The sequence below is a fragment of the Streptomyces zaomyceticus genome, from assembly GCF_014656215.1.
Lineage (GTDB): Bacteria > Actinomycetota > Actinomycetes > Streptomycetales > Streptomycetaceae > Streptomyces > Streptomyces zaomyceticus.
Window position 1 is genome coordinate 162431 of the sequence record NZ_BNBZ01000009.1, and the last position, 21926, is coordinate 184356.

Here is a 21926-nt window from a genome sequence, read left to right on the forward strand (position 1 = left end):
CCCGCCACGGGGGTGCGGGCCTCTCACCCCTTCCCCGTTGTCCCCTACCCTTTCCCGCGGGCCTACTTGGCGTCCGCGTACCGCTCCACCGTGGCCACCGTGAACGGGAACCGCACCGGTGTCTCCCCGAAGGCGATCCGTCCCGCCTCGTCCCCCGCCGTCCTGATCGCCGCCGTGACCGCCTCCGCCTCCTCCGCCGGGCAGTGCACGATCACCTCGTCGTGCTGGAAGAACACCAGCTCCGCCCGCATCCCCGCGAGTGCCCGACGCAACGCCGCCAGCATCAGCAGCGCCCAGTCCGCCGCGCTGCCCTGGACCACGAAGTTCCGGGTGAAGCGACCCCGCGCCCGGGCGTTCCCCGAGGCGTAGCCGGGCACGAACTCGCCCTCTTCCACGGCCGGTTCGCCACCCTCCTGCGGCAGTCCCGCCTCCTCGTCCTCGCCCGCGCCCACCGCCCGCGGGCTGGTCCTGCCCAGCCAGGTCCGCACGAGCCGGCCCTCCTCGCCCGCCTTCGCCGCCTCGTCGACATAGGCGACCGCCCGCGGGAAGCGGCGCCGCAGCGCCGCCAGGTTCTTGAGGCCGTCGCCGCTCGTCTGCCCGTAGATCGCGCCCAGGAGCGCGATCTTGGCGTGGTCGCGGTCACCGGAGAAGGCCCGGTCCGAGAGCCGGGTGTACAGATCGTCGGGATGCCCGGCGACCTCCATGAGGCCGGGGTCACGGGAGATCGCGGCGAGCACCCGCGGCTCCATCTGGTCGGCGTCGGCCACCACCAGACGCCAGCCCGCGTCCGCGACCACCGCCCGTCTGATCACCTTCGGGATCTGCAGCGCCCCACCGCCGTTGGTCGTCCAGCGCCCGCTGACCGTGCCCCCCGGCAGGTACTCCGGCCGGAACCGGCCGTCCCGCACCCAGTCCTGGAGCCACGACCAGCCGTGCGCCGTCCAGATCCGGTACAGCTTCTTGTACGCGATCAGCGGCCGCACCGCCGGATGATCGATCTCCTCCAACTCCCAGCGCCGGGTGGACTTCACCCGGATCCCGGCCTGCGCGAAGGCCTTCAGCACATCGGCGGGCAGATCCGGCCGGACCCGCCGGCCGAAGGCGTCGGACACCTCGTCCGCGAGCTCCGCGAGGCGACGCGGCTCGCCCCCGCCCGCGTACCGCTCGCCGAGGAGTTCGTTCAACAGCTCCCGGTGCACGTCCGCCCGCCACGGCAGCCCGGACCGGTGCATCTCGGCGGCCACCAGCATTCCCGCCGACTCGGCCGCCGTGAGCAGCCGCATCCTGCCCGGGTGCTCCGCCCTGTCGTGGCGGCGCAGCTGCTCCGCGTAGACCGCGAGGACACCGTCGAAGGGGACGGAGACCACCGGGCGCGGCTCGAAGAGCGAGTCCTGCGAACCGGGCTCGGCGTTGCGCTGCGGCGGATCGGGCGGCACGGGGGAGTTCCGCAGGCGGGCCCAGGCGGCCGCGGCCGAGCGCGGCTCGCCGAGCCGTCCCTCGTGGCCCAGGAGCAGCTGCTCGGCGTCCTCGATGTCGTAACAGCGCTCGACCCGCACCCCGCCGGCGAGGAGCCGCGGATACACCTCGGCCGTCGACCGCCACACCCAGCGGGCCACCTCCGGCCTGGCCCGTACGGCCTCGACCAGATCCGGCTCGCGCCGCACCTCCCCGGCGGGCAGCCCGTCCGGGCCGAGGGGGACGAGCAGCGCTCCGTCCCCCTCCGCCTCGGCCGCAAGCGCCCACCTCTCGTTCATGGGTGCGAGTCTGGCACCCGGCACTGACAGCGCCCCGAAGGCAGGGCGGGGCGGGCAGGACCGGCGCGTGGCCGGGGGCGGGGCAGGCAGGACCGGCGCGAGCCGGGGTGCCGGGGCGGGGCCGGGGCCGCCGGGGTCGGGGGCCTCCCGCGGGCCCGCCCGGCGGTCTACGCCGCCGCGTGGAACAGTGCGGCGGCCTCGCCCCGGGAGTCGACGCCCAGCTTGTTCAGGATGTTCGCCACGTGGAACTTCACCGTCGACTCACTGATGTGCAGCTCCTCGGCGATCCGCCGGTTGCGGTGCCCGAGGGCCAGGTGCCGCAGCACCTCCACCTCCCGCTCACCGAGACCGGTCAGCGGGTGCGCCGCCTCGACCGGCGCGGCCGGCGCCGCCAGCGGGATCACCGCCGTGATCGTCGTGCCCCAGCCAGGGACGACGTCCATGTCGAGCCGTCCGCCGAGCACGTCGAGCCGGTCCCGGATCGTCCCCGCCCCCAGGTCGCAGGGGGCGAGCGCGCCCGCGCCGTCGTCCCGCACGGAGGCCCGCAGCTCGTGCTCGGTCAGCTGCCAGCCGACATGGATCCGGCACACCGAGTCCTGCTCGAGGACGATCAGGAGCAGGGAGCGGACGATCGCCCGGGCGCTGTGCGCCACGTCCGCGGCGAGCGAACGATCCGAGTCCGGTGCCCCCAGCTCCAGCCGGACCCTGCTGTGCCGCAGCAGGGGACGGAGTTCGCCGGCGAGCCGCTCGAAGGCCTCCTGGGACGGCTCCTCCGCGACCGCCCGGTCCCGCCGCTGCTCGGCCCGCATCTCGATCAGCGCCGAAGCGGCCAGATCGGTCGCGCTCGCCCGGGCCGTCGTGTCGTCCAGGGCGCGGCTGCGCAGCACCCCGAGGACCCCGGAGAGCGCCGCCGTGTGCGAGGCGGTCAGCTCGGCGATCACCCGCGCCCGGGTGTCGGCCGCCGCCCGCGAACGGGCGAGCGCCCCCGGCAGGGCCTCCGTCGCGAACCGGTCGAAGTGGCCGGTGACCAGGTCCCACAGGGCCTGCGCCACGGTGAGCCCGTCCTCGCCGACCGGGGCCGCGCCGTCCTCCCGTACGAGCACGAGGACCGCCCCGCGCACGGTCGCGTGGCTGGTGACGGCGAGGACCTCGCGCTCCCGGCCGCCGATGGTCGCCGTGCCCTGCCACGGGCTCCCGGGCACGCCCGCCGCGAGCAGCGGCGCCAGTTCGGCGGCGGTGAGCAGTTCCGTACCGCCGAGTGCCTTGAAGGGGGAGTGGGCGCAGTGGGTGGAGAGTTCGGCCGCGTCCACGTGCGGGACGAGGGGCGCGAGAGCGGCCGAGACCTTGGGGAGGATCTCCCCGAGCGGCTGCCGGATGATCTCGTACGCGGTGGTCAGCGTGGGCGCGTCCATGTCGTCGAGCGTACGGGGGGAGGGACCGGCCGCGGCCGGTCTTTCGGCCAGGTGGGACTGGCCGTTAGGAGGGCGGGGAGCGGGTGGCCCGGAGCGCAGTCTTGAGCACGTCGAAGAGCGGAAGACGTGAACGGGCGGCTGTGGAGGCTGAGATGGAAGCGATCGTGTACGAGGAGTTCGGCGGCCCCGAGGTGCTGCGCCACACGACCGGCGTCGCCGTACCGGAGCCCGGTCCCGGCGAGGTCCGGGTCAAGGTGGCGGCCGTGGGGCTGAACCCGGTGGACTGGAAGCGGCGTCACGGCTGGGTCGAGGAGTACTACCCGACGACCTTCCCGGCCGTACCGGGCCTGGAGTTCGCCGGTACCGTCGACGGGCTCGGCGAGGGCGTCACCGGTCTCTCCGTCGGCGACGAGGTCCTCGGCTGGACGAAGACCGGCGCCTACGCCGAGTACGCCATCGCCGGCATCGTCGCACCCAAGCCCGCCGGGCTCTCCTGGGAGGCCGCCGCGAGCCTCCCGGTGGCCGGGGAGACGGCGCAGCGCGTCCTGGACCTGATCGGCGTACGGCGGGGCGAGACGCTGTTCCTGCACGGTGCGGCGGGTGTCGTCGGCTCCGTCGGCGTCCAGCTCGCGGTCGCCGCCGGGATCACGGTCGTCGGCAGCGCGTCCGAGTCCAACCACGCCTACCTGCGGGAACTCGGCGCGATCCCGGTGGCGTACGGGGAAGGCCTCGCCGACCGGGTGCGGGCCGCGGCCCCCGACGGCGTCGACGCGGTCTTCGACGCGGCCGGTCACGGGGTGCTGCCCGTCGCGATCGAGCTCCTGGGCGGGGCGGAGGCGGCGAAGGAGCGGATCGTGACGATCGCCGACGTCGACGCGGAGAAGCACGGGATCGTCTTCTCGGGAAACCTCGGCGACCCCGACGCCGTACGGGCCGGCCTCACGGCCCACGCGAGGGCGGCGGCGGCCGGCACCCTCGCGGTCCGGCCGGCCGGCACCTTCCCGCTGAAGGAGGCGGCGCGTGCCCAGGAACTCAGCGAATCGGGCCATGTACGGGGGAAGTTGATCCTGGTCCCGTGACGACCGGGGTGCGAGGCGTGCCCGGCGTTCATGGCGGAGGGGGTGAGAGGATCCCTCCGCCGTGAGTGCTGGTTCCGACCGTGGAGGGCGACGACGATGTACGCGATACCCCTGGGAGACGACGGCGCGGAGCTGCGTCCGCTCGAACCGTGGCAGGCCGGGGAGTTCCTGGCGCACATGGACCGGGGACGCGAGTTCATCGGCGCGCGCAACGGACTCCCCGACGTGGTCACGGACCTGGAGTCGAGCCGGGCCTTCCTCCGGCTGTACGCGGAGAGGGCGGCCGCCGACTCCGGCCGTATCCACGGCATCTGGTCCGGCGGCACCCTCGTCGGCGCCGTGATCCTCCGGAAACTGGACGTCGAGCACGGCACGGCCGAGGCGGGCTGCTGGCTCGAACCGGCGGGCGTCGGCAAGGGGCTGGTGACCCGGGCGGCGCGGGCGCTCGTCGACTGGGCGATCGAGGTGCGCGGGATCCACCGGGTGGAGTGGGTGGTCTCCTCCGACAACGAACCGAGCATCGCGGTCGCCCGCCGTCTGGGCATGACCAGGGACGGCGTCCTGAGGGAGAGCCACCCCTACCGCGGCAGGCGCCACGACGAGGAGGTCTGGTCGGTCCTGGCCCCGGAGTGGAGAGCGGCGAAGTCCGCGTCGAAGGCGGTCGCCGGCCCGTCCCGGTCGTCGGCCCCCGGTCCGGCCTAGGCGCCGCCTCCCGGTCCGGTCTGGTCGGCGGCTTCCGGTCCGGCCCGGACACCGGCCCCCGGTCCGGCCCGGACACCGGCCCCCGGTCCGGCCTGGACATCGGCTCCCGGTCCGGCCCGGTCAACGGTCGTCGGCCGGATTCCGTGTGGGATCCCGTGCCGGTGGCTGTGGTGGCTGTGGTGGCTGTGGTGGCTGTGGTGGCCGCGGCGGGCGGCCCGGGCGGCTCGGGCACGGGCGAGGGTCCCGACCGCGCGACCCGCCCCGCGGGGGGACTTCGCGCGGGCGCGGGTGGACGGGGCGGTGACCCGGCTCCGACCCCGGTCACCGCCCCGTCCGTCCCACCATCGCCGCTCAGCGCGTCAGCCGCCACGCGGGGAGGGCCGACGCGGCGACCGCGACCGTCGCGCACACGCCCGCCGCCGCGCCGAGCGTGGTCCACGGGAGGGCCAGGGCCACCGGCGCCGAGAGGGCGGCGAGACCCGCTCCCAGGGTGCCCAGGACCAGCGCGGTCACCACGAGGCCGAGCAGGGCGCCGATCGCGACGGCGAGCGTCGCCTCGCCCGTCACCACCCGCAGGATCTGCGCCCTGGTGGCTCCGGCCAGCCGGAGCGAGGCCAGTTCCCCGCCGCGTACGGAGGTCGCCATGAGCAGGGTGTTGGCGAGGCCGATCACCGTGTAGACGAGGGCGATGCCGAGGACGAGGACCAGGCCGAGCCGGGTCTGCGGGCTGCCGCTCGACGGGCGGGCGGCGGCGGCCCAGGCGTCGGCGGTCCCGACAGCGCCGCCGCTCGCCTCCAGGGCCCGCACCGTGGCCGTACCGCCGCCGCGTGCCTCGATCCGGTCGGGGGCGGAGCCGGGGGCGTTCGCCCGGGTGACGTACGGCCCGTTGTCGCCGGTGCCGAGGGCGAGGACGGCCGCGATCCGGAGCCGTACAGGACCGGTCCCGTCCGCGCGCCAGACCTCGACGGTCTCGCCCACCCGGCGGTGCTGGAACTCCTCGTTGACGACGATCGACCGGTCGTCGAGGTCCCGCAGGTCGCCGGCGACCACGGGCAGCCGGGCGAGCGCCGCGAAGGCCGCCGGGTCGGTGACCGCCCGCGCCCCGTACTTCACGACAGCCGCGTCCCCGTCCCGTACGAAGACGGAGGTCGGCCCGGTAGGGGAGACGACGGCCCCGGCGGGCGGCCGCACCGGCCTCAGGGCCGGACCCGCCACGACGTACTCCGCGGCCGTCTGCTCTCGGGCCTCCACGCCCTTCGCCCGTGTGACGGTGGACGCCGAGCCGAAGAGCGTCCCGGCGAGCGCCACGGTCACGAGGACGGGGGCGGCGACGGCGGCGGTCCGGCGTACGGAGGCCGCGCTGTTCTCCCGTACCAGCGTCCCCACGGCCCCCCGCAGCCGCAGCAGCCCGGCCACCGGCCGGACGAGCAGCGGGGAGAGCAGGGCGACGCCGGTGATCAGGAGCATCGGGAGCGTCGTGTACGTCTTCCGCTTGAGCAGCGCGGACGGGTCCGTGGCGTACGTCCAGACGAGGAGCCCGAGGCCGGTCAGGAGCAGTCCCGTACCGAGGAGGGCCCGGCCGAGGGGCAGGGTGTCGGCGTCGACGTCCGCGTCGCGGAGCGCGGCCGTCGGGCCGACCTTCCCGGCGCGCCGGGAAGCGGCCACGGCCCCGGCGAGGGCGACGGTCACCCCCGTCCAGAAGGACACGTGGAAGGGCCAGACCGGTCCGCCGACCGTGAACCACTCGGGCGCGAGACCGCCGTCGACGAGGGTCCTGGCGAGCAGGGGGGCGCCCAGGCCGCCGAGGGCGCATCCGGCGGCGGAGGCGAGCACGCCGAGCGCCGCCGCCTCGGCGAGGAGGAGTCGCCGGACCTGCCCCGGGGTGGCTCCGGCGGTCCGGAGCAGCCCGAACTCGCGGCGGCGCAGGGCGACGCCGAAGGCGAAGGTGGAGGCGACGACGAAGACGGAGACGAAGGCGGTGACGCCGCCGGAGGTGCCGAGGAGGGCGTTGAGGGCGACGAGCGCTTCGGCGTCCCGGTCGGGGTCGGGGTCGGCGCGCCTCCGCTCGGCGCCGGTGAGGACCTGGGCGCGGTCGCCGACGAGTGCCCGGACCTCGGCGACGGGAGCGTCCACGCCGACGGCGTCGGGGCCGGTGGGGCCGGTGGGGCCGGTGGCCGTTCCGGGGCCGCCGGAGGTGGTGACGGTCCAGCGGGCGCGGAGTTCGCGCAGCAGTTCTCTGTCCACAGGCTGTGGACGATCGAGCCGCTGCGTCACGGGCACGGTCTCGGGCCCGCGCCGCACGTCGAGCGTCAGCCGGTCCCGGCCCTGCACGACGACCGGCGAGGAGGCGAACCGCTGGGGAGCGCGCTCGGGCGCGTGAAAGGTGGCGGAGAGCCCGAGGCCCATGGTGGTGAGCAGCCCGACGCCGAGCGCGAGGGCGACGAACCCGCCGAGGAAGGAGGCCCAGCGGGCGCGGAGGCCGGAGAGGACGACGGTCAGCACGAGGGCCTCCGGGCGGTGGTGGCGGTGGTGGCAGTGGGGGCGGTGGTGCGGGCCGTCGCCGACGCGGACGCCGTCCCCGTTCCCGACGCGGTCCCCGACGCGGTCCCCGACGCGGTTCCCGCCCCCGACGCCGATTCCGTCTCCAGGGCCGTCATCCGCGCCGCGACCGTCTCCACCGTCGGGCCCGGCAGTTCGCCCGCCACCCGGCCGTCGACGAGGAAGACCACACGGTCCGCGCGGGCCGCCGCCACCGGGTCGTGCGTGACCATGACGATCGTCTGCCCGTCCCGGTCGACCAGCTCCCGCAGCATCCCGAGGACCTCACGACTCGTCGTCGAGTCCAGCGCGCCGGTCGGCTCGTCGCCGAAGAGGACGGCGGGGCGGGTGATCAACGCCCGTGCGATGGCGACCCGTTGCTGCTGTCCGCCGGACAGCTCGCCCGGCCGGTGCCGTTCCCGACCAGAGAGCCCGACGCGCGCCAGCGCCTCCCGCACCTCCGTACGGGACGGGCGGCGGCCGGCCAGCCGGAGGGGCAGGGCCACGTTCTGCGCGGCCGTCAGGGCGGGCAGCAGGTTGAAGGACTGGAAGACGAAGCCGATCCGGTCCCGCCGCAGCAGGGTCAGGCGCCGCTCGCTCAGTCCCTCCAGGGCGACCCCGCCGACCTCCACCCGCCCGGCGGTGGGCCGGTCGAGCCCGGCCGCGCACTGGAGGAGGGTGGACTTGCCGGAGCCCGAAGGGCCCATGACGGCGGTGAAGGTCCCGGCGTGGAAGTCGAGGTCGACGCCGTCGAGGGCGCGGACGTCCCGGTGGTGGCGGGTGAGCCGGCGGAGCCGTACGGCGGCGGTGGAGCCGGTGCCGTGGGTACGGGTGGAGGGCGTCACGGGGGCTGTCGAGGTCATGCCCCCAGCGAACCGTTCCCGCGCCCGCCGATCACGACCACTGACGGGCGTCCGGGGGGTAGGCCTGGCCCTACCCCGAGGGGCGGGGTGAACCGACCCGGGCCGTCGGCACCTACCGTCGGCGCCGACCCTCGGCACTGACGGTCGACCCGGTCCGCCGACCCCGCTGGTCGGTCGATCCCGCACGCCCGCCGACCCTGCCGACCCTGCCGACCCCACCGGCCCCGCCGGCCCCGCCGGGATCACCCCTCCCGTACGGCCTTCACGAACACGTCCAGCGCGTCACGGGGTTCGCGACCGCCGAGCAGCGCGCGCAGGTCGCTCTCGATCCCCGAACCGTCCAGGAAGCCGTGGGCGATCGCCGAGTACGTGCTCGCCAGCATCGGTACCTGGAACGGCTCGGCCCCGGAGGCGGCGATCGCGGCGCGCGCGTCCGCGAGCGTCCCCGGCGCGTACGTGGATCCCAGGGCCCGTGCCAGGTCGCCGCCGCCGAGCGCGCGCTCGCCGACGAGCTCGTACACCCGGCTCCGGTGGGCGGCCGGGTCCGTCGCGACCGAGACGGCGATGTCGGCGAGGTCCTCGCGGGCGACGGCGGCGAGACGGCCCTCGCCGAGGGGGCCGGTGATCCGGTCGTCGGCGTCGGGCGCGGCGATCCAGCTGAGGAACTCGGCGTAGAGGCCGTTGCGCAGGAACGTCCAGTCGAGGGTGGGCGAGCGCCGCAGCCGCCGCTCGGTCCAGCGGTGGGCGAGCGCGTACGTGAGGTGGTCGCCGTCGCCGGAGAGACTGGTGTACACGACGTGCCGGACGCCCGCCCGCTCGGCGGCCGAGATCGCGGCCCCGTGACGGGCGACGACCGTGTCGTCCTCGCCGTACCCGGCGGATATCAGCAGCAGCGTGTCCACCCCGGCGAAGGCCTCCGGCAGGGTTCCGGGGGCGTCGAAGTCGAGGCGGCGGGTGCCGGGAAGCCCCGCGCGCGTACCGAGGGCGACGTCCGCGCGGCCGGCGAGCCGTTCGGCGACGAGTGAGCCGAGAGCGCCGGATGCGCCGGTGACGAGCAGCATGGATTCCCCCAGGGGTCGAGATGGCTGAGACCATCGTGGAGGGGCGGAGAAGATCGCGTAAGGAGGCACATTCATGTCCGAGGGGCACAGGGAGGTAACCACCGATCCCTTGGTGAGCTGCGCGGAGGACTGCGGTGTACGGGACGTCCAGGACCGGCTCGGCGACAAGTGGACCGTGCACGTGGTCGTCGAACTCGCTCCGGGACCACGGCGGTTCAGGGAGCTCCAGCGGCTGGTCACCGGGGTCTCGCAGCGGATGCTGACCCTGACGCTGCGCCGCCTCGAACGGGACGGCCTCGTCTCGCGGACGGTGTACCCGACGACACCGCCGCAGGTGGAGTACGCGCTGACGGAGACCGGGCACAGCATGACCCACCTGATCAGACAGCTCGTCGACTGGTCGCTCGACCACCGTGCGGTGATCGCCCGGGCGCGCGAGGAATGGGACACGAGGACGACGGCGTGAGTACGAGCACCACGATCGACAGGGCCTTCGAGGCGCTGTACGCGAGCGACGACGGGTCGCTCGACACGGCGGCGTCGCTGCTCGCCGCGGACCGCGGCGCCGACGCGGAACTGACCCGGCGCGGCGAGGAGTTCGTCCGCACGCTGTGGGAGCGGGGCTGGCAGCCGGCGGACGTCGTACGGCTGGCACGCCGTGACCTCTCCGACGACCACCTGCGGGTGCTCACCGGCCTGATCCGCACCGAGACCGCCCGCTACGAGCGGCTGCCGCACGGCTGGCGGCCCCAGCTCGACGAACTGGACGCGGCACCCGGGCGGCCGTCGGACCGCTTCTCGTACGCGACGACCGTCCTGGAGCTGTACCGGCTCCTGGTCCGGCTGCCGCGGCTCGACGCGGTCGGTCCGGTGCCGGGGGACGCGCTGCCGCCCGCGACCGCCGGGGAGCCCCGGATGCTCGGCCGGATCAGGGCGCTGCTCGCGAAGGCGGAGGCGACGGGGTATCCGGAGGAGGCGGAGGCGCTCACGGCCAAGGCCCAGGAACTCATGGCACGCCACAGCCTCGACGAGGCGACGCTCGCGGCGGGGGCACCGTCACCCGAGACGCCGGGCGCGATCCGGATCGGGGTGGAGCCGCCGTACGAGCAGGCGAAGGCGATCCTGCTGGACGCGGTCGCCACGGCGAACCACTGCCGGGCGGTGTGGAACGAGACGTACGGCTTCTCGACGGTCGTCGGCTTCGAGGCGGACCTCGACCCGGTCGAGCTGCTCTACACCTCGCTGCTCGTCCAGGGGACGGCGGCGATGACGCGGGCGGAGGCGGAGCAGCGGGCGGGCGGCCGCAAACGCACGAAGTCCTTCCGGCAGTCCTTCCTGCTCGCGTACGCGAACCGGCTCGGCGCGCGGCTCGCGACGACGTCCCGCCGCGTGGCGTCCGAGGCCCCGACCCTCCTCCCGGCCCTGGCCTCCCGGGACCTGGCGGTCACCACCCGCACGGACGAACTCTTCCCGGAAACCCGCACCACGCGCGTGCGCGCGGCCTGGGACGAGGAGGGCTGGACCCACGGCGCCTCGGCAGCGGACAGAGCGGGCCTGAACCCGGGCCGACGGGGCTTGCGAGGCTGAACCAGCCGACCGGGGGCCGGGGGCGGGGGGCCGACAACGGCACCCCGGGCCCCTGCCCGCCCCCGGGCACCCCGCCCCCCGGCCAGCCCGGCCCCCCGGCCCCCGCACCCCCAGTCGCCCCCGCCCGTTCGGGTGCCCCCGCCCCCGGCAGGGTTTCGGGAAGAGGCAGGCAGGGCGAGAGGGTGGAAAACGGTGACTATCGGTCCATTCCGGATACGCTCGGGCCATGAGCTGGCTCCGGGCGTTGAGGGAGACCGCCCGCTCCGGGCTCACCGTCGAGCGGCGGCGGCTCGACCCCGCCATCGCCGCCCGCGCCGCACTCGGCCTCGCCCTCGTCGTCGGGTTCTCCCTCGCCGTCTTCGGCCCCGCCGTCGCCGTCTCCTCCGCCTTCGGCGCGTTCCAGGCGGCCCTCGCGACCTTCCAGCGTTCCTGGCGCCCCCGCCCCACCCTCGCCCTGGCCTCCGGTGCCAGCCTCGCCGTGTCGACGTTCATCGGCTATCTCGTCGGCGCCGACGACGTCTCCTTCCTCGCCCTGCTGCTCCTCTGGACGTTTCTCTCGGGGCTCGCCTGGGCCGCCGGCCCCACCGCCGGCATGATCGCCTCCTCCAACGTGGCGATCATGCTGGTCACCGTCACGATCCCGACCTCCGTCGCAGCCGCCGCGGGACACGCCGTCATGATCTTCGCGGGCGGTGTCGTCCAGGCCGCGCTGGTCGTCGTCCTGCCGGTCCGCCGCTGGGGCGCCCAGCGCGACGCCCTCGCGGACGCGCTCGCCGCCGAGGCCGACTATGCCCGGCGGCTCCGCCACGACCCGGTGGCTCCCTTCGATCCCCTGCCGCTGATGACCGCCCGCAGCGCCGCCGCCGTGACCCCCGGCCAGGCCCGCCGCCGCCCGGCGGAGCTCCACGGGGCCCGCGGTCTCGCGGAACGCATCCGCCCGGTGCTCGCCTCCCTCGCCGACCCCGCGGTCGGCGTGCCGGAGGAGGGCCCGGCACGCGCGCGCGTGCGGGAACTGCTCGGGGCGGCGGGCTCCGTCCTGGACGCCGCCGCGCACGCGATCCGGCACGGCGAACCGGTCACCCTGCCGGCCCTCGCCGTCGACGCCCTGCACGCCCCGGACACCCTCTCGATCCTGCACGGACCGCCCCGTCGCGCCGCCATCCGCCTCACGGCGCTGCTCGGCGACGTCGTCGACACGGCCGATCCGAGGACGGAGACCTCGGGGCACGGCGCCGAGGCCCGGACCCGCCCCACCCTGGTCGGCCTCGCGCCGATCGTCCTGGTGAGCGTGCATGCCGAGCTGCGGCGGGACTCCCCGGTCCTGCGCCACGCGATCCGTGTCTCGGTGGTCACGGCCGCCGGCTACCTGCTCGGCGGGGTGCTCCCCTTCGGGCACGGCTACTGGGCGCCGATGGCCTCGGTGATGGTGATGCGCCCGGACTTCTCGCAGACGTACGCGCGCTCGATCGCGCGGTTCGGCGGCACGCTCGTCGGGGTGGCCCTGGCGACGGCGGTCGTCCAGTCCGCCCACCCGGGTGTGCGCCTGTCGGCCGTGCTCGCGGTCGTGTGCGCGTTCGCGAACTACCTGTTCATCCGGACGGGGTACGCCGTCAGTCAGGTCTTCGTCGCCGCGTACGTCGTCTTCCTGCTCGGCATGGAGGGCGTGGGCGTCGGCCAGACCGTACGGGACCGGGTGACGCTGACCCTGCTCGGCGGGGTCCTCGCGATGCTGTCGTACGCCGTCTACCCGGCCTGGGAGACGCCCCGGCTGCGCGGCCGGCTCGCGGACTGGCTGGCGTCCGTCGGCGGGTACGGGGCGGTCGTCGTCGCGCGGTACGCCGACCCGGTCGGTCCCGGCAGTCCCGACGTCCGCGAGGCGCTCCTGAACACCCGCGCGGCCCGGGTCGCCTGGCAGGAGGCGGTGGAGCGCGCGACGCACGAACCGGTACGGCACCGGGGGCTCTCGCACGCGGCGGTGGAGCAGACCGACCACGCGCTCGCGGAGTTCGGGCGGGTGGCGATGCTCATGGAGGCGCACCTGCCGGAGCCCGGCGCCCCGCCCGTGCCGGCCGCCGCGACCCTCGCGGAGTCGCTGCGCCGCGCGACGGAACGGGGCGCCAAGGAGGTGCGGGAGCGCAAGGTGCCCCAGTGGGACGATCTGCGCGAGACGGTCGACGCCTGGTCCGACGACCCGCCGGACCACTTCCTGCTGCACAAGGGCGCGGTGCTCCTGCTGGAGGCACTGGACGAGGTGACGACGGCCCTGACGGACTCCAGGCGCGGGCGCTGACCCCGCCCGGACGTCGGGCGGCCGACGAATTTCGCGTGCGTGTCATCCGGCCCGGGGCCGGGCGGAGTTGAAAGGGGAGGAGGGGCGCGGACGCTCATGGCCGCGGTCCACCGAGACCTGCCAGACCCGCCAGACCCACTGCGATGCGCCGGGATCCACCGAGACCCGGTGACATCCGGTGATATCCAGATCCCAGGAGCAACGGATGAAGAAGTACGTGCTGGCCGCCGCCGGAGTCGTGGCCGCCGCGGTGATCGCGGCACCGGCGGCCGTGGGGGCGTCCACCGAGACGTCGACCGCGGCCCTCTCCGTCGCCGCGGCCCCGGCGAAGTCCGCCGCTCCCGTGCAGGCCGCCCCCGCGAAGGTCACCCCCGTCAGGTCCGCCGTTCCGGCCGCCGATCCGGTCCGTACCGTGCGCGAGGGCCGGCGCGTGGACGCGGGCGGCGGCTTCACGGTGTGGCTGACCGGGGACGGCAAGCACTGGACGGGCCCGGAGGGGTACGAGAACTTCCGCAGCGTCGTCGACGGCAACATCGACCGCTCCGTGCCCGGCGTCAGCCACCAGAGCGAGGGGAACGGGAACGGAGCCTTCCACTCGGGCCTCTTCTACGGGACCCGTAAGGCGGGTCGCGTCGAACTGACCGACTCCGAGGGCCACAAGACCGCCGCGAACCTGATCGCCCTGCCCGGCCGTCCCGACTGGGGTGTCTGGTACACCCACACCGGGCCGGTGGAGGGCAAGCAGGGAGGTGGCTTCGACGTCGCCCTGTATGACCGCGCGGGCAAGCTGCTGGCCGAGCTTCCGGGCTTCGACTTCCCGGCCGGCCGCTGACCGCGGCCGACCGCGGAGGAACGTGGCGGGGCCCGGCACGGGGCGGGCCCCGCCACCCCACGTCCTCCACGCCCTTCACGTCCTGCGTCCCCCGTCCGTCCGTCTCCGAGAACGACCGCCGACCGATCGCGAGGTCCGACACCGTGCCGCACGAGTCCGCCATCGACCTCGCCGAGGTCTCCGGGGCTTCCAAGGCTTCCCGGCCCTCCGGGGCCACCGATGCCGGTGATGCCGGCGATACGGGGGACGTCGGGGACATCGGGGACATCGGGGACGTCGGCGAGGTCGGGCACGCCGGTGACGTGCCCGAGGACGACGGCTTCGCCGAGTTCGCCGTCGCCGCCTGGCCCCGGCTGGTGCGCACGGCGCAGCTCCTCACCGGGGACTTCCACGAGGCCGAGGACCTGGTGCAGACGACGCTCGCCAAGGTCTACGGGCGGTGGCGGCGGGTCCCCCGCGGGGAGATCGACCTCTATGTGCGCCGGGCGCTGATCAACAACAACCTCAGCCGGATCCGCCGGAAGCGGGTCGTCCACCTGCTGACGCCGGTCCTGCCGGAGTCGCTGCGCCACACCTCCGCGGGCCATGCCGAGGCGGTCGAGGACCGGACCTCGCTCCTGGCGGCGTTAGCGGATCTGGCCCCCCGTCAGCGCGCGGTCATGGTGCTTCGCTACTGGGAGGATCTGACCGAGCTGGAGATCGCGAGCGTGCTCAACTGCTCGATCGGCACGGTCAAGACCCACGCCCGACGCGGCCTGGCGGCGTTGCGCGCCCATCCGAGGCTCGTCGCCGCCCCCGTCCCGCTTCTCACCGCCCCTTCCGGAGCCCGACGATGACTCCCGCCAGCCCGACCACACCACCCGATCCGGATTCCACACCCGATCCGGACTCCACACCGGACTCGGCCCCCGACGCGGCCCCGGACCCCGCCCCCGCCCCGCGTCCGGCACCCCGTCCCGCCGAGGCCGACGTGCGCGCGGCCTTCGCGCGGGCCGCCTTCGAGGTCACCCCGGGCCCGATGCCGCTGGAGGCCGTCCGGCGCGCGGGCCGGATCCGCCGGAGGCGCCGTACGACCGCCCTCTCGGCGTTCTCGGTGCTCACGGTCGCGTCGGCCGTGGCGGCGGTCGTCGCCCTGACCCCCGTACGACCGTCCCCGCCGTCCCCGCCTCCCGCCGCCGTCCCGCCGACCGCCGTCCGGACCTCCGCGCCGGCCCCGCGCACCGGCGCGGACCTGCCTCCGGTGCTGCCGCCCGCCCCGAGCCCGAAGCGGGTGGTGGCGGCCGGTGAGCGGGTGGACGCGGGGAAGGGCTGGCGGATCTGGCTCACGCGGGACGGCAAGCACTGGACGGGCCCGGAGGGGTACGAGAACTTCCGCAGCGTCGTCGACGGCAACATCGACCTGACGGCGCCGGACGTGAGTCATCAGAGCGAGGGAAACGGAGAGGGGGCCTTTCACTCGGGCCTCTACTACGGGACCCGTACGGCGGGCCGTGTCGAGCTGAAGGGCGCGGGGGACCGCGTGATCGTCGCCACCCTGCTCGAACTGCCCGGCAAGCCCGGCTGGGGCGTCTGGTACGCGCACTCGGGTCCGACGGACGGTGATGTCAGCCCGGTGCTGTACGACCGCGCGGGCAAGCAACTCTCCTCACTGCCCCCGAGCTGACCCCGAACCGGCCCCGAGCGGCCGCGAGTCGCCCCCAAGGGCCGCTCGCGTGGCGCTCCCGAGCGGTACCCCGAGCCACCCCAGGGGCGAGCCTCACCACGAGGCCTTCCGCACCCCCGGCAGGAACCCCGCGTGTGCCTGTTCCCTGAGCCGGATCCGGGACAGGCCGAAGCGCCGCAGATGGCCCCGGGGCCGGCCGTCCACGGCGTCCCTGTTGCGGACCCGGGTCGCGCTCGCGTCCCGGGGCTGGCGGCGGAGCTCCCGCAGGGCCGCCTCGCGGTCGGCGGCCGGGGTGCCGGGGCGGCGGACGGTCTCCTTCAGTTCGGCGCGCCGCTCGGCGTACCGCGCGACGACCGTCCTCCGGTGCGCGTCGCGTGCGATCTTGCTCGCCCTGGCCATCAGACCTTCGTTCCGCGGGCGCGGATGCGGGCCACGGCGGCCTCGACGCCGATCGTGTCGACGGTCCTGATCGCGCGGGCGCTGAGGGTGAGCCGGACGTACCGGCCCTCGCTCGGCAGCCAGTAGCGCTTGCGCTGGATGTTGGGGTCGAAGCGGCGTGCGGTGCGCCGGTGGGAGTGCGAGATCCGGTTGCCGAATCCGGGCTGCGCTCCGGTCAGCTGGCAGTGGGCGGACAAGGGGTGACCTACCTCTCCGTCGAGACATTGGAAATGGGAACCATTTTCATTTACTCTACACACCATGGCACGCAATGAGCTCCGCCCCGTCGTCAAGCTCCGGTCCACCGCCGGCACCGGATTCACCTACGTCACCCGCAAGAACCGCCGCAACGACCCCGACCGCCTCACCCTGCGCAAGTTCGACCCGGTCGCCCGCCGGCACGTCGACTTCCGAGAGGAGCGCTGACCCACTCATGAAGCCCGCCATCCATCCCCCGTACGAGCCGGTCGTCTTCCGCGACAAGGCCGGCGGCTTCGCCTTCCTCACCCGCTCCACGCGCACCGGTGACCCCGGGAAGACCGTGGAGTGGGAGGACGGCCGCACCTACCCCGTCATCGACGTCGAGATCTCCTCGGCGAGCCACCCCTTCTACACCGGCACCGCGCGCGTACTGGACACCGCCGGCCGCGTGGAGCGCTTCGAGAAGCGCTACGGACGCCGGGAGAACCGCGGCGGGGGGACCCCCGGGGCAGCCCCCTGATGTTCTCCGTCGCCCTGGTCGGAGGCCTGCACTCCGACGCCCGCCGTGCTGCCGTGGACCGGCTCCTGGCCCTCGTCCCCGGCAGCGTGGCGCTCCACCACGATCTCGCGACGGCCCCGGAGACCGGGACCGTCGCCCGTACCGTCCGCGATGCCACCGGCCCGCTCTCGGCCGGTGAGACCCCGCTGGTCGACGACTGCGCCTGCTGCGCGCTGCGCGAGGACCTCGTTCCCGAGCTCGTCCGGCTCCGTGACGCCGGGCTCACCCGGCTCGCCGTCGTCGAGCTCTGGGACTCCGTCGAGCCCAGGGCGATGGCCGAGGTCGTCGCGGGCGCCGGGTTCCGGATCGGAGCCGTCGTCACCGCCGTCGACCCGGCCCTCCTCCTGCCGTACCTGGGCAACGGCGACGACCTCGCGGACGTCGGCCTCGCCGCGGCCGCCACCGACCGGCGCACCGTCGCGGACACCTGGGCGCGCCAGCTGGAGTACGCGCCCGTGCTCGCCGTCGTCGACAGCCCCGGCGCCGACGAGGAGGACCGGGCGCTGCTCGACCAGCTCCATCCCACCGCCCGGCGGATCTCCGTCGAGGGCGGCGAACTGGCGGACGCCGTGTTCGCCGGCTTCGACGTCGAGGCCGCGGCGGCCGCGCAGCACCCGGCGTGCGCGCTGCTGCCGCAGGAGGCCGACGGCCACGGTGTCGCCACCTATGTCTGGCGCCACCACCGCCCCTTCCACCCGGAGCGGCTCTACGCCGCCCTGGAGGACCTGACCTGCGCCGCCGCGCGCAGCCGGGGCCGCTTCTATCTGGCCGACCGGCCCGACACCCTGCTCGCCTGGGAGGCGGCGGGCGGTGCGCTGTCCGTGGAGAGCGCGGGCCCCTGGCTGGCCTCGCTGCCCGATGCCGCCTGGGAGCTGGTCCCGGCGGTACGGAGGGCGGCCGCCGCCCTCGACTGGCACCCGGAGCACGGCGACCGCTGCCAGCACCTGGTCTTCACCTCGCCCGGCCTGGACCGCGACCTTCTGGCCGGACTGCTCGGCTCCTGTCTCCTCACGGACACGGAGTACGCGGCGGGGCGGGACTCCTGGCAGGGGAGCGGGTCCGCCTTCGACGCCTTCCTGGAGGTCTGAACGAAGATCAGGAACCGTAGGCTGGTCCCGGTGCGTCCCGAACGGAGTGCGCGGCGTGCGGCGTGCGGGGGTACGCGGGGCCGGACTCGGGCGTCGTACCCGCTGGTAGCACGCTGAGTCGCGTAGCCGCTACGCCACCCCCCGTGCACGTGCATCTGCTCATGCATCGGCATATGAACACAGCTATGATCCGAGGAAGTTGACACCTGCACCAAGCAACTCGGGGAGCTACCAGTGCATCATGCGCATCACGCGTACAACGGCATGGCAGCCGCGGAGCTGCGTGGTGTCGTGTGGCAGAAGAGCAGGCACAGCAACTCCCAGGGTTCCTGCGTGGAGTTCGCCAAACTTCCGGGGGGAAACGTTGCCGTGCGCAACTCGCGCCACCCCGACGGCCCCGCTCTCGTCTACACGCCCGCGGAGATAGAGGCGCTCCTCCTCGGCGTCAAGGACGGGGAGTTCGACCACCTGGTGTGAGCGTGCGCGCGTACGCGAGAGGGGCCCGGGCGGCGTGCGCCCGGGCCCCTCTCATGTACGCGTGTGTCCGTATCCGTGGATGTCCCACCCGCCCCGGTCCCGTCCGGGACCGCGGCTACTCCGGTCCTATCCGGAACAGCGCCCACACCACCTTGCCCCGCAGCGTGCCGGCGAGCGGATGCCAGCCCCAGCTGTCGCTGAACGAGTCCACCAGGAACAGTCCGCGTCCCGACTCGGCGGCGAAGTCCTCCTCGCCACCGCGCGCCTCGGGGCTCTCCTGACTGGGGTCGCGCACGGCGCACACCAGGCGCGAGGACCAGCGCATCAGATGCAGTCGAACCGGTGGGTTCAGGCCTTCTTCCTGGGGCGCGTCCGCGGGCACCGCGTGGCGCAGCGCGTTGGTGACGAGCTCGGAGACGACCAGGGCCACATCGTCGAAGCGTTCGGTCAGTTCCCAGCGGTCGAGCGTCGCACTGGTGAACTTCCGGGCCCCGCGTACGGCTTCGTACCGCGCGGGCAGAGCGCAGGACGCGGAGGTGGAGACGGCGCCGGGATCGATCGGCGGAAGGCCCTGCCGTAACGGCTCGAGCACGGTCGATCCATTCGTCCCCATGCGAGGCACTCCCGGGAATCGCGACTGTGGTGCTACAACACGACAACACGAACGAGTACGCGGCTGCGCGGGGCCCATGGTTCCGAATGCGACCACTGGATGCAAGGGCAGATGCACGTGCACGCGCCGGACCTGTCCGTCCCCGCGCCTAATCTGTGCATAAGTCGTCCCCCTCTCGGGGGGAACTTTCCGCGAACTGTGGGGTCCTGGGCGCCCGACTGCCCGGATCCCGCCGCCTTTCCGTAATCGAATGTGTACGCCCCGAAGCGTTTGGTGGCAGAATCCGGGGCTCGACGGGGGCTCGACACCGTATAGGGGAGGCAGAGCCGTGACCGCAGGCGAATCGAGCGGAGCAAGCGGGAGCGTGGTGCGACGCATCCTGCTGGGCTCCCAGCTGAGGCGGTTGCGCGAGTCGCGCGGGATCACCCGCGAGGCGGCCGGCTACTCGATCCGCGCGTCCGAATCCAAGATCAGCCGTATGGAGTTGGGACGGGTGAGCTTCAAGGCCAGGGACGTAGAGGATCTGCTCACGCTGTACGGGGTCGGGGACGAGGCCGAACGCGGCTCGCTCCTCGGACTCGCCCGCGAGGCCAATGTCGCCGGCTGGTGGCACAGCTTCGGCGACGTCCTGCCCGGCTGGTTCCAGACGTACATCGGGCTGGAAGGCGCCGCCTCCCTCATCCGCGTCTACGAAGTGCAGTTCGTCCACGGCCTGTTGCAGACCGAGGCGTACGCCCAGGCCGTCGTCACCCGAGGCATGCCCGGGGCCCCGGCCGCCGAGATCGACCGCCGGGTCGCCCTCCGCCTGGAACGGCAGAAGGTGCTCGTCTCCGAGCGCGCCCCCCAGTTCCACGCCGTCCTCGACGAGGCCGCCCTGCGCCGCCCCTACGGCGACCGGGCCGTCATGCAGGGGCAGTTGAGGCATCTCATCGAGATCTCCGAGCACCCGGGAGTCACGCTCCAGATCATGCCCTTCAGCTTCGGCGGGCATGCCGGCGAGAGCGGCGCCTTCACGATGCTGAGCTTCCCCGAGTCCGACCTCTCCGACATCGTCTATCTGGAACAGCTCACCAGCGCCCTCTACCTCGACAAGCGCGAGGAGGTCGCCCAGTACCAGCGAGTCATGGAACGACTGCAGAAGGAAGGACCGGATCCGGCCGAAAGCCGGGACCTTCTCCGAGGCCTCCTCCAACTCACCTGACACATCAGTACGATGACGTGACATCAGTTCCGACGTTTCGGCGTTTCGACGTCACTTCTGTCATCCGTGCAGAGGTAGAGCGGGTAGAGGGGTCTCGATCCATGTCGCACTTCACCGACCTGGCCCACCAGTACATCGACGGCGAGTGGAAGCCGGGCAGTGGCTCGTGGGACATCATCGACTTCAACCCGTACACCGGGGAGAAGCTCGCCTCCATCACCGTCGCCACCGCCGGTGAGGTCGACCGCGCCTACCGGGCCGCCGAGCGCGCCCAGGCCGAGTGGGCCGAGACCAACCCGTACACCCGCCGGCTCGTCTTCGAGCGGGCGCTGCGGATCGTCGAGGACCGCGAGGAGGAGATCGCCGAGACGATCGTCGCCGAGCTCGGCGGCACCCGTCTCAAGGCCGCCTTCGAGCTGCACCTCGCCAAGGAGTTCCTGCGCGAGGCGGTCCAGCTCGCGCTGCGCCCCGAGGGCCGCATCCTGCCGTCCCCGGTGGACGGCAAGGAGAACCGCGTCTACCGCGTGCCCGTCGGGGTCGTCGGCGTCATCTCGCCCTTCAACTTCCCCTTCCTCCTCTCCATCAAGTCGGTCGCGCCCGCGCTCGCCCTGGGCAACGCGGTCGTCCTCAAGCCGCACCAGAACACCCCGATCTGCGGCGGCACCCTCGTCGCCAAGGTCCTGGAGGAGGCCGGGCTGCCGGCCGGTCTGCTGAACGTCGTCGTCACCGACATCGCCGAGATCGGCGACGCGCTCCTGACCCACCCGGTCCCGAAGGTCATCTCCTTCACCGGCTCCGACAAGGTCGGCCGCCACGTCGCCACGGTCTGCGCGCAGAACTTCAAGCACGCCGTCCTCGAACTCGGCGGCAACAGCGCCCTGATCGTCCTCGACGACGCCGACGTCGACTACGCGGTGGACGCGGCCGTGTTCAGCCGGTTCGTGCACCAGGGGCAGGTCTGCATGGCCGCCAACCGCATCCTGGTGGACCGGACCGTGGAGGAGGAGTTCACCGAGAAGTTCGTGGCGAAGGTGAAGACCCTGCGGGTCGGCGACCCGGCCGACCCCGCCACCCACATCGGTCCGCTCATCAACTCCCAGCAGGCGGAGGCCGTCTCCTCGCTCGTCGACCAGACGGTCGCGGCCGGCGCGACGGCGCTGCTGCACGGCACGGTCGACGGCAATCTCGTCTCCCCGTCCGTCCTCACCGGCTTCGCCCCCGACGCCCCGGTCCTCGGTCAGGAGATCTTCGGCCCGGTCGCCCTGATCGTTCCGTTCGACGGCGAGGAGGAGGCCGTACGGATCGCCAACGACACCCCGTACGGGCTCAGCGGCGCCGTGCACACGGGTGACATCGAGCGGGGTGTACGGGTCGCCAAGCGCATCCACACCGGCATGATCCACATCAACGACGGCACCGTGCACGACGAGCCGATCGTGCCCTTCGGCGGCGAGAAGCACTCGGGCATCGGGCGGCTCAACGGCGAGGCGATGGTGGAGAGCTTCACCACCCAGAAGTGGATCTCGATCCAGCACGGCCGGAGCCGGTTCCCCTTCTAGGACAGTAGT

General features: G+C 74.0%; 22 protein-coding genes. 14 read left to right on the forward strand and 8 right to left on the reverse strand.

The window, feature by feature from the left end; all coding sequences use genetic code 11:
• Positions 1-62: 62 nt before the first annotated feature.
• Positions 63-1754, reverse strand: coding sequence for a bifunctional 3'-5' exonuclease/DNA polymerase (locus tag IE311_RS14900; RefSeq protein ID WP_189832143.1), 1692 nt, complete (start codon positions 1752-1754; stop codon positions 63-65).
• 167 nt (positions 1755-1921) lie between these two features.
• Positions 1922-3166, reverse strand: coding sequence for a helix-turn-helix transcriptional regulator (locus IE311_RS14905; protein ID WP_189832144.1), 1245 nt, complete (start codon positions 3164-3166; stop codon positions 1922-1924).
• Between the two features lie 152 nt (positions 3167-3318).
• Between IE311_RS14905 and IE311_RS14910 the strand changes: the two genes are divergently transcribed.
• Together IE311_RS14910 and IE311_RS14915 are read left to right on the forward strand one after the other, a co-directional pair.
• Positions 3319-4245 carry an NADP-dependent oxidoreductase gene (locus IE311_RS14910; protein ID WP_189832145.1) on the forward strand — a complete coding sequence of 309 codons (927 nt, stop codon included), beginning with the start codon at positions 3319-3321 and terminating at the stop codon, positions 4243-4245.
• A 96-nt stretch (positions 4246-4341) separates the two neighbouring features.
• Positions 4342-4947 (forward strand): GNAT family N-acetyltransferase, encoded by a 606-nt coding sequence (locus IE311_RS14915; protein WP_189832146.1) that lies wholly within the window; start codon positions 4342-4344, stop codon positions 4945-4947.
• A 351-nt stretch (positions 4948-5298) separates the two neighbouring features.
• Here the strand turns inward: IE311_RS14915 and IE311_RS14920 are convergent, their stop codons facing one another.
• From IE311_RS14920 to IE311_RS14930, 3 genes are all read right to left on the reverse strand, one after another.
• Positions 5299-7449, reverse strand: a complete 2151-nt coding sequence (locus tag IE311_RS14920) for an ABC transporter permease (RefSeq protein ID WP_189832147.1) — start codon at positions 7447-7449, stop codon at positions 5299-5301.
• On the reverse strand, positions 7443-8348 hold the full coding sequence (locus IE311_RS14925; RefSeq protein ID WP_229901935.1) for an ABC transporter ATP-binding protein: 906 nt from the start codon (positions 8346-8348) through the stop codon (positions 7443-7445). Before IE311_RS14925 ends, IE311_RS14920 begins: the two co-directional genes overlap by 7 nt.
• A 242-nt stretch (positions 8349-8590) precedes the next feature.
• The gene (locus IE311_RS14930; RefSeq protein WP_189832148.1) at positions 8591-9409 is read right to left on the reverse strand and encodes an NAD(P)H-binding protein; all 819 of its coding nucleotides are present in this window, start codon (positions 9407-9409) and stop codon (positions 8591-8593) included.
• A 73-nt stretch (positions 9410-9482) separates the two neighbouring features.
• Between IE311_RS14930 and IE311_RS14935 the strand changes: the two genes are divergently transcribed.
• The 6 genes from IE311_RS14935 to IE311_RS14960 all read left to right on the forward strand — a co-directional run bounded on the left by IE311_RS14935 (position 9483) and on the right by IE311_RS14960 (position 15781).
• Positions 9483-9875: a winged helix-turn-helix transcriptional regulator gene (locus tag IE311_RS14935; RefSeq protein WP_189832149.1), complete on the forward strand. Its 393-nt coding sequence runs from the start codon at positions 9483-9485 to the stop codon at positions 9873-9875.
• The gene (locus IE311_RS14940; protein ID WP_189832150.1) at positions 9851-10996 is read left to right on the forward strand and encodes a DUF2786 domain-containing protein; all 1146 of its coding nucleotides are present in this window, start codon (positions 9851-9853) and stop codon (positions 10994-10996) included. Before IE311_RS14935 ends, IE311_RS14940 begins: the two co-directional genes overlap by 25 nt.
• A 226-nt stretch (positions 10997-11222) precedes the next feature.
• Complete coding sequence (locus IE311_RS14945; protein WP_189832151.1) at positions 11223-13286, forward strand: FUSC family protein; 2064 nt, start codon at positions 11223-11225, stop codon at positions 13284-13286.
• 205 nt (positions 13287-13491) lie between these two features.
• Entirely contained in the window at positions 13492-14118 is a 627-nt protein-coding gene (locus IE311_RS14950) for a hypothetical protein (RefSeq protein ID WP_189832152.1), read from the forward strand.
• A gap of 302 nt (positions 14119-14420) precedes the next feature.
• Positions 14421-14954, forward strand: coding sequence for a SigE family RNA polymerase sigma factor (locus tag IE311_RS14955; RefSeq protein ID WP_189832227.1), 534 nt, complete (start codon positions 14421-14423; stop codon positions 14952-14954).
• A complete protein-coding gene (locus IE311_RS14960; protein ID WP_189832153.1) occupies positions 14951-15781 on the forward strand; it encodes a hypothetical protein in 831 nt (276 codons plus the stop codon). Before IE311_RS14955 ends, IE311_RS14960 begins: the two co-directional genes overlap by 4 nt.
• Positions 15782-15874: 93 nt before the next feature.
• Here the strand turns inward: IE311_RS14960 and rpsN are convergent, their stop codons facing one another.
• Positions 15875-16180 (reverse strand): 30S ribosomal protein S14, encoded by a 306-nt coding sequence (rpsN, locus tag IE311_RS14965; RefSeq protein WP_189832154.1) that lies wholly within the window; start codon positions 16178-16180, stop codon positions 15875-15877.
• Positions 16180-16416, reverse strand: coding sequence for a 50S ribosomal protein L28 (rpmB, locus tag IE311_RS14970; protein WP_189832155.1), 237 nt, complete (start codon positions 16414-16416; stop codon positions 16180-16182). Before rpmB ends, rpsN begins: the two co-directional genes overlap by 1 nt.
• A 64-nt stretch (positions 16417-16480) precedes the next feature.
• On the opposite strand from rpmB, the gene rpmG reads away from it, so the two are divergent.
• The 4 genes from rpmG (at position 16481) to IE311_RS14990 (ending at position 18544) form a co-directional block, all read left to right on the forward strand.
• Positions 16481-16645, forward strand: a complete 165-nt coding sequence (gene rpmG, locus IE311_RS14975) for a 50S ribosomal protein L33 (RefSeq protein ID WP_141300493.1) — start codon at positions 16481-16483, stop codon at positions 16643-16645.
• 7 nt (positions 16646-16652) lie between these two features.
• A complete protein-coding gene (locus IE311_RS14980) occupies positions 16653-16940 on the forward strand; it encodes a type B 50S ribosomal protein L31 (RefSeq protein WP_189832156.1) in 288 nt (95 codons plus the stop codon).
• On the forward strand, positions 16940-18067 hold the full coding sequence (locus IE311_RS14985) for a CobW family GTP-binding protein (protein ID WP_189832157.1): 1128 nt from the start codon (positions 16940-16942) through the stop codon (positions 18065-18067). The genes IE311_RS14980 and IE311_RS14985 overlap by 1 nt, the downstream gene beginning before the upstream one ends.
• 264 nt (positions 18068-18331) lie before the next feature.
• Complete coding sequence (locus IE311_RS14990) at positions 18332-18544, forward strand: DUF397 domain-containing protein (RefSeq protein WP_189832228.1); 213 nt, start codon at positions 18332-18334, stop codon at positions 18542-18544.
• A gap of 115 nt (positions 18545-18659) precedes the next feature.
• On the opposite strand, the gene IE311_RS14995 is transcribed toward IE311_RS14990, so the two are convergent.
• Positions 18660-19157: an ATP-binding protein gene (locus IE311_RS14995; protein WP_189832158.1), complete on the reverse strand. Its 498-nt coding sequence runs from the start codon at positions 19155-19157 to the stop codon at positions 18660-18662.
• Positions 19158-19485: 328 nt separating this feature from the next.
• On the opposite strand from IE311_RS14995, the gene IE311_RS15000 reads away from it, so the two are divergent.
• Both IE311_RS15000 and IE311_RS15005 read left to right on the forward strand, forming a co-directional pair.
• Entirely contained in the window at positions 19486-20358 is an 873-nt protein-coding gene (locus IE311_RS15000; protein ID WP_189832159.1) for a helix-turn-helix domain-containing protein, read from the forward strand.
• Between the two features lie 101 nt (positions 20359-20459).
• Positions 20460-21917: an aldehyde dehydrogenase family protein gene (locus IE311_RS15005; protein ID WP_189832160.1), complete on the forward strand. Its 1458-nt coding sequence runs from the start codon at positions 20460-20462 to the stop codon at positions 21915-21917.
• Positions 21918-21926: the final 9 nt, after the last annotated feature.

What these genes read in the sequence shown, in the direction of transcription:
- IE311_RS14900 (WP_189832143.1), bottom strand. Translation starts at nt 1,754, where the DNA reads ATGAACGAGAGGTGGGCGCTTGCGGCCGAGGCGGAGGGGGACGGAGCG.
- IE311_RS14905 (WP_189832144.1), bottom strand. Translation starts at nt 3,166, where the DNA reads ATGGACGCGCCCACGCTGACCACCGCGTACGAGATCATCCGGCAGCCG.
- IE311_RS14910 (WP_189832145.1), top strand. Translation starts at nt 3,319, where the DNA reads ATGGAAGCGATCGTGTACGAGGAGTTCGGCGGCCCCGAGGTGCTGCGC.
- IE311_RS14915 (WP_189832146.1), top strand. Translation starts at nt 4,342, where the DNA reads ATGTACGCGATACCCCTGGGAGACGACGGCGCGGAGCTGCGTCCGCTC.
- IE311_RS14925 (WP_229901935.1), bottom strand. Translation starts at nt 8,348, where the DNA reads ATGACCTCGACAGCCCCCGTGACGCCCTCCACCCGTACCCACGGCACC.
- IE311_RS14930 (WP_189832148.1), bottom strand. Translation starts at nt 9,409, where the DNA reads ATGCTGCTCGTCACCGGCGCATCCGGCGCTCTCGGCTCACTCGTCGCC.
- IE311_RS14935 (WP_189832149.1), top strand. Translation starts at nt 9,483, where the DNA reads ATGTCCGAGGGGCACAGGGAGGTAACCACCGATCCCTTGGTGAGCTGC.
- IE311_RS14940 (WP_189832150.1), top strand. Translation starts at nt 9,851, where the DNA reads ATGGGACACGAGGACGACGGCGTGAGTACGAGCACCACGATCGACAGG.
- IE311_RS14945 (WP_189832151.1), top strand. Translation starts at nt 11,223, where the DNA reads ATGAGCTGGCTCCGGGCGTTGAGGGAGACCGCCCGCTCCGGGCTCACC.
- IE311_RS14950 (WP_189832152.1), top strand. Translation starts at nt 13,492, where the DNA reads ATGAAGAAGTACGTGCTGGCCGCCGCCGGAGTCGTGGCCGCCGCGGTG.
- IE311_RS14960 (WP_189832153.1), top strand. Translation starts at nt 14,951, where the DNA reads ATGACTCCCGCCAGCCCGACCACACCACCCGATCCGGATTCCACACCC.
- rpsN (WP_189832154.1), bottom strand. Translation starts at nt 16,180, where the DNA reads ATGGCCAGGGCGAGCAAGATCGCACGCGACGCGCACCGGAGGACGGTC.
- rpmG (WP_141300493.1), top strand. Translation starts at nt 16,481, where the DNA reads ATGGCACGCAATGAGCTCCGCCCCGTCGTCAAGCTCCGGTCCACCGCC.
- IE311_RS14980 (WP_189832156.1), top strand. Translation starts at nt 16,653, where the DNA reads ATGAAGCCCGCCATCCATCCCCCGTACGAGCCGGTCGTCTTCCGCGAC.
- IE311_RS14985 (WP_189832157.1), top strand. Translation starts at nt 16,940, where the DNA reads ATGTTCTCCGTCGCCCTGGTCGGAGGCCTGCACTCCGACGCCCGCCGT.
- IE311_RS14990 (WP_189832228.1), top strand. Translation starts at nt 18,332, where the DNA reads ATGGCAGCCGCGGAGCTGCGTGGTGTCGTGTGGCAGAAGAGCAGGCAC.
- IE311_RS14995 (WP_189832158.1), bottom strand. Translation starts at nt 19,157, where the DNA reads ATGGGGACGAATGGATCGACCGTGCTCGAGCCGTTACGGCAGGGCCTT.
- IE311_RS15005 (WP_189832160.1), top strand. Translation starts at nt 20,460, where the DNA reads ATGTCGCACTTCACCGACCTGGCCCACCAGTACATCGACGGCGAGTGG.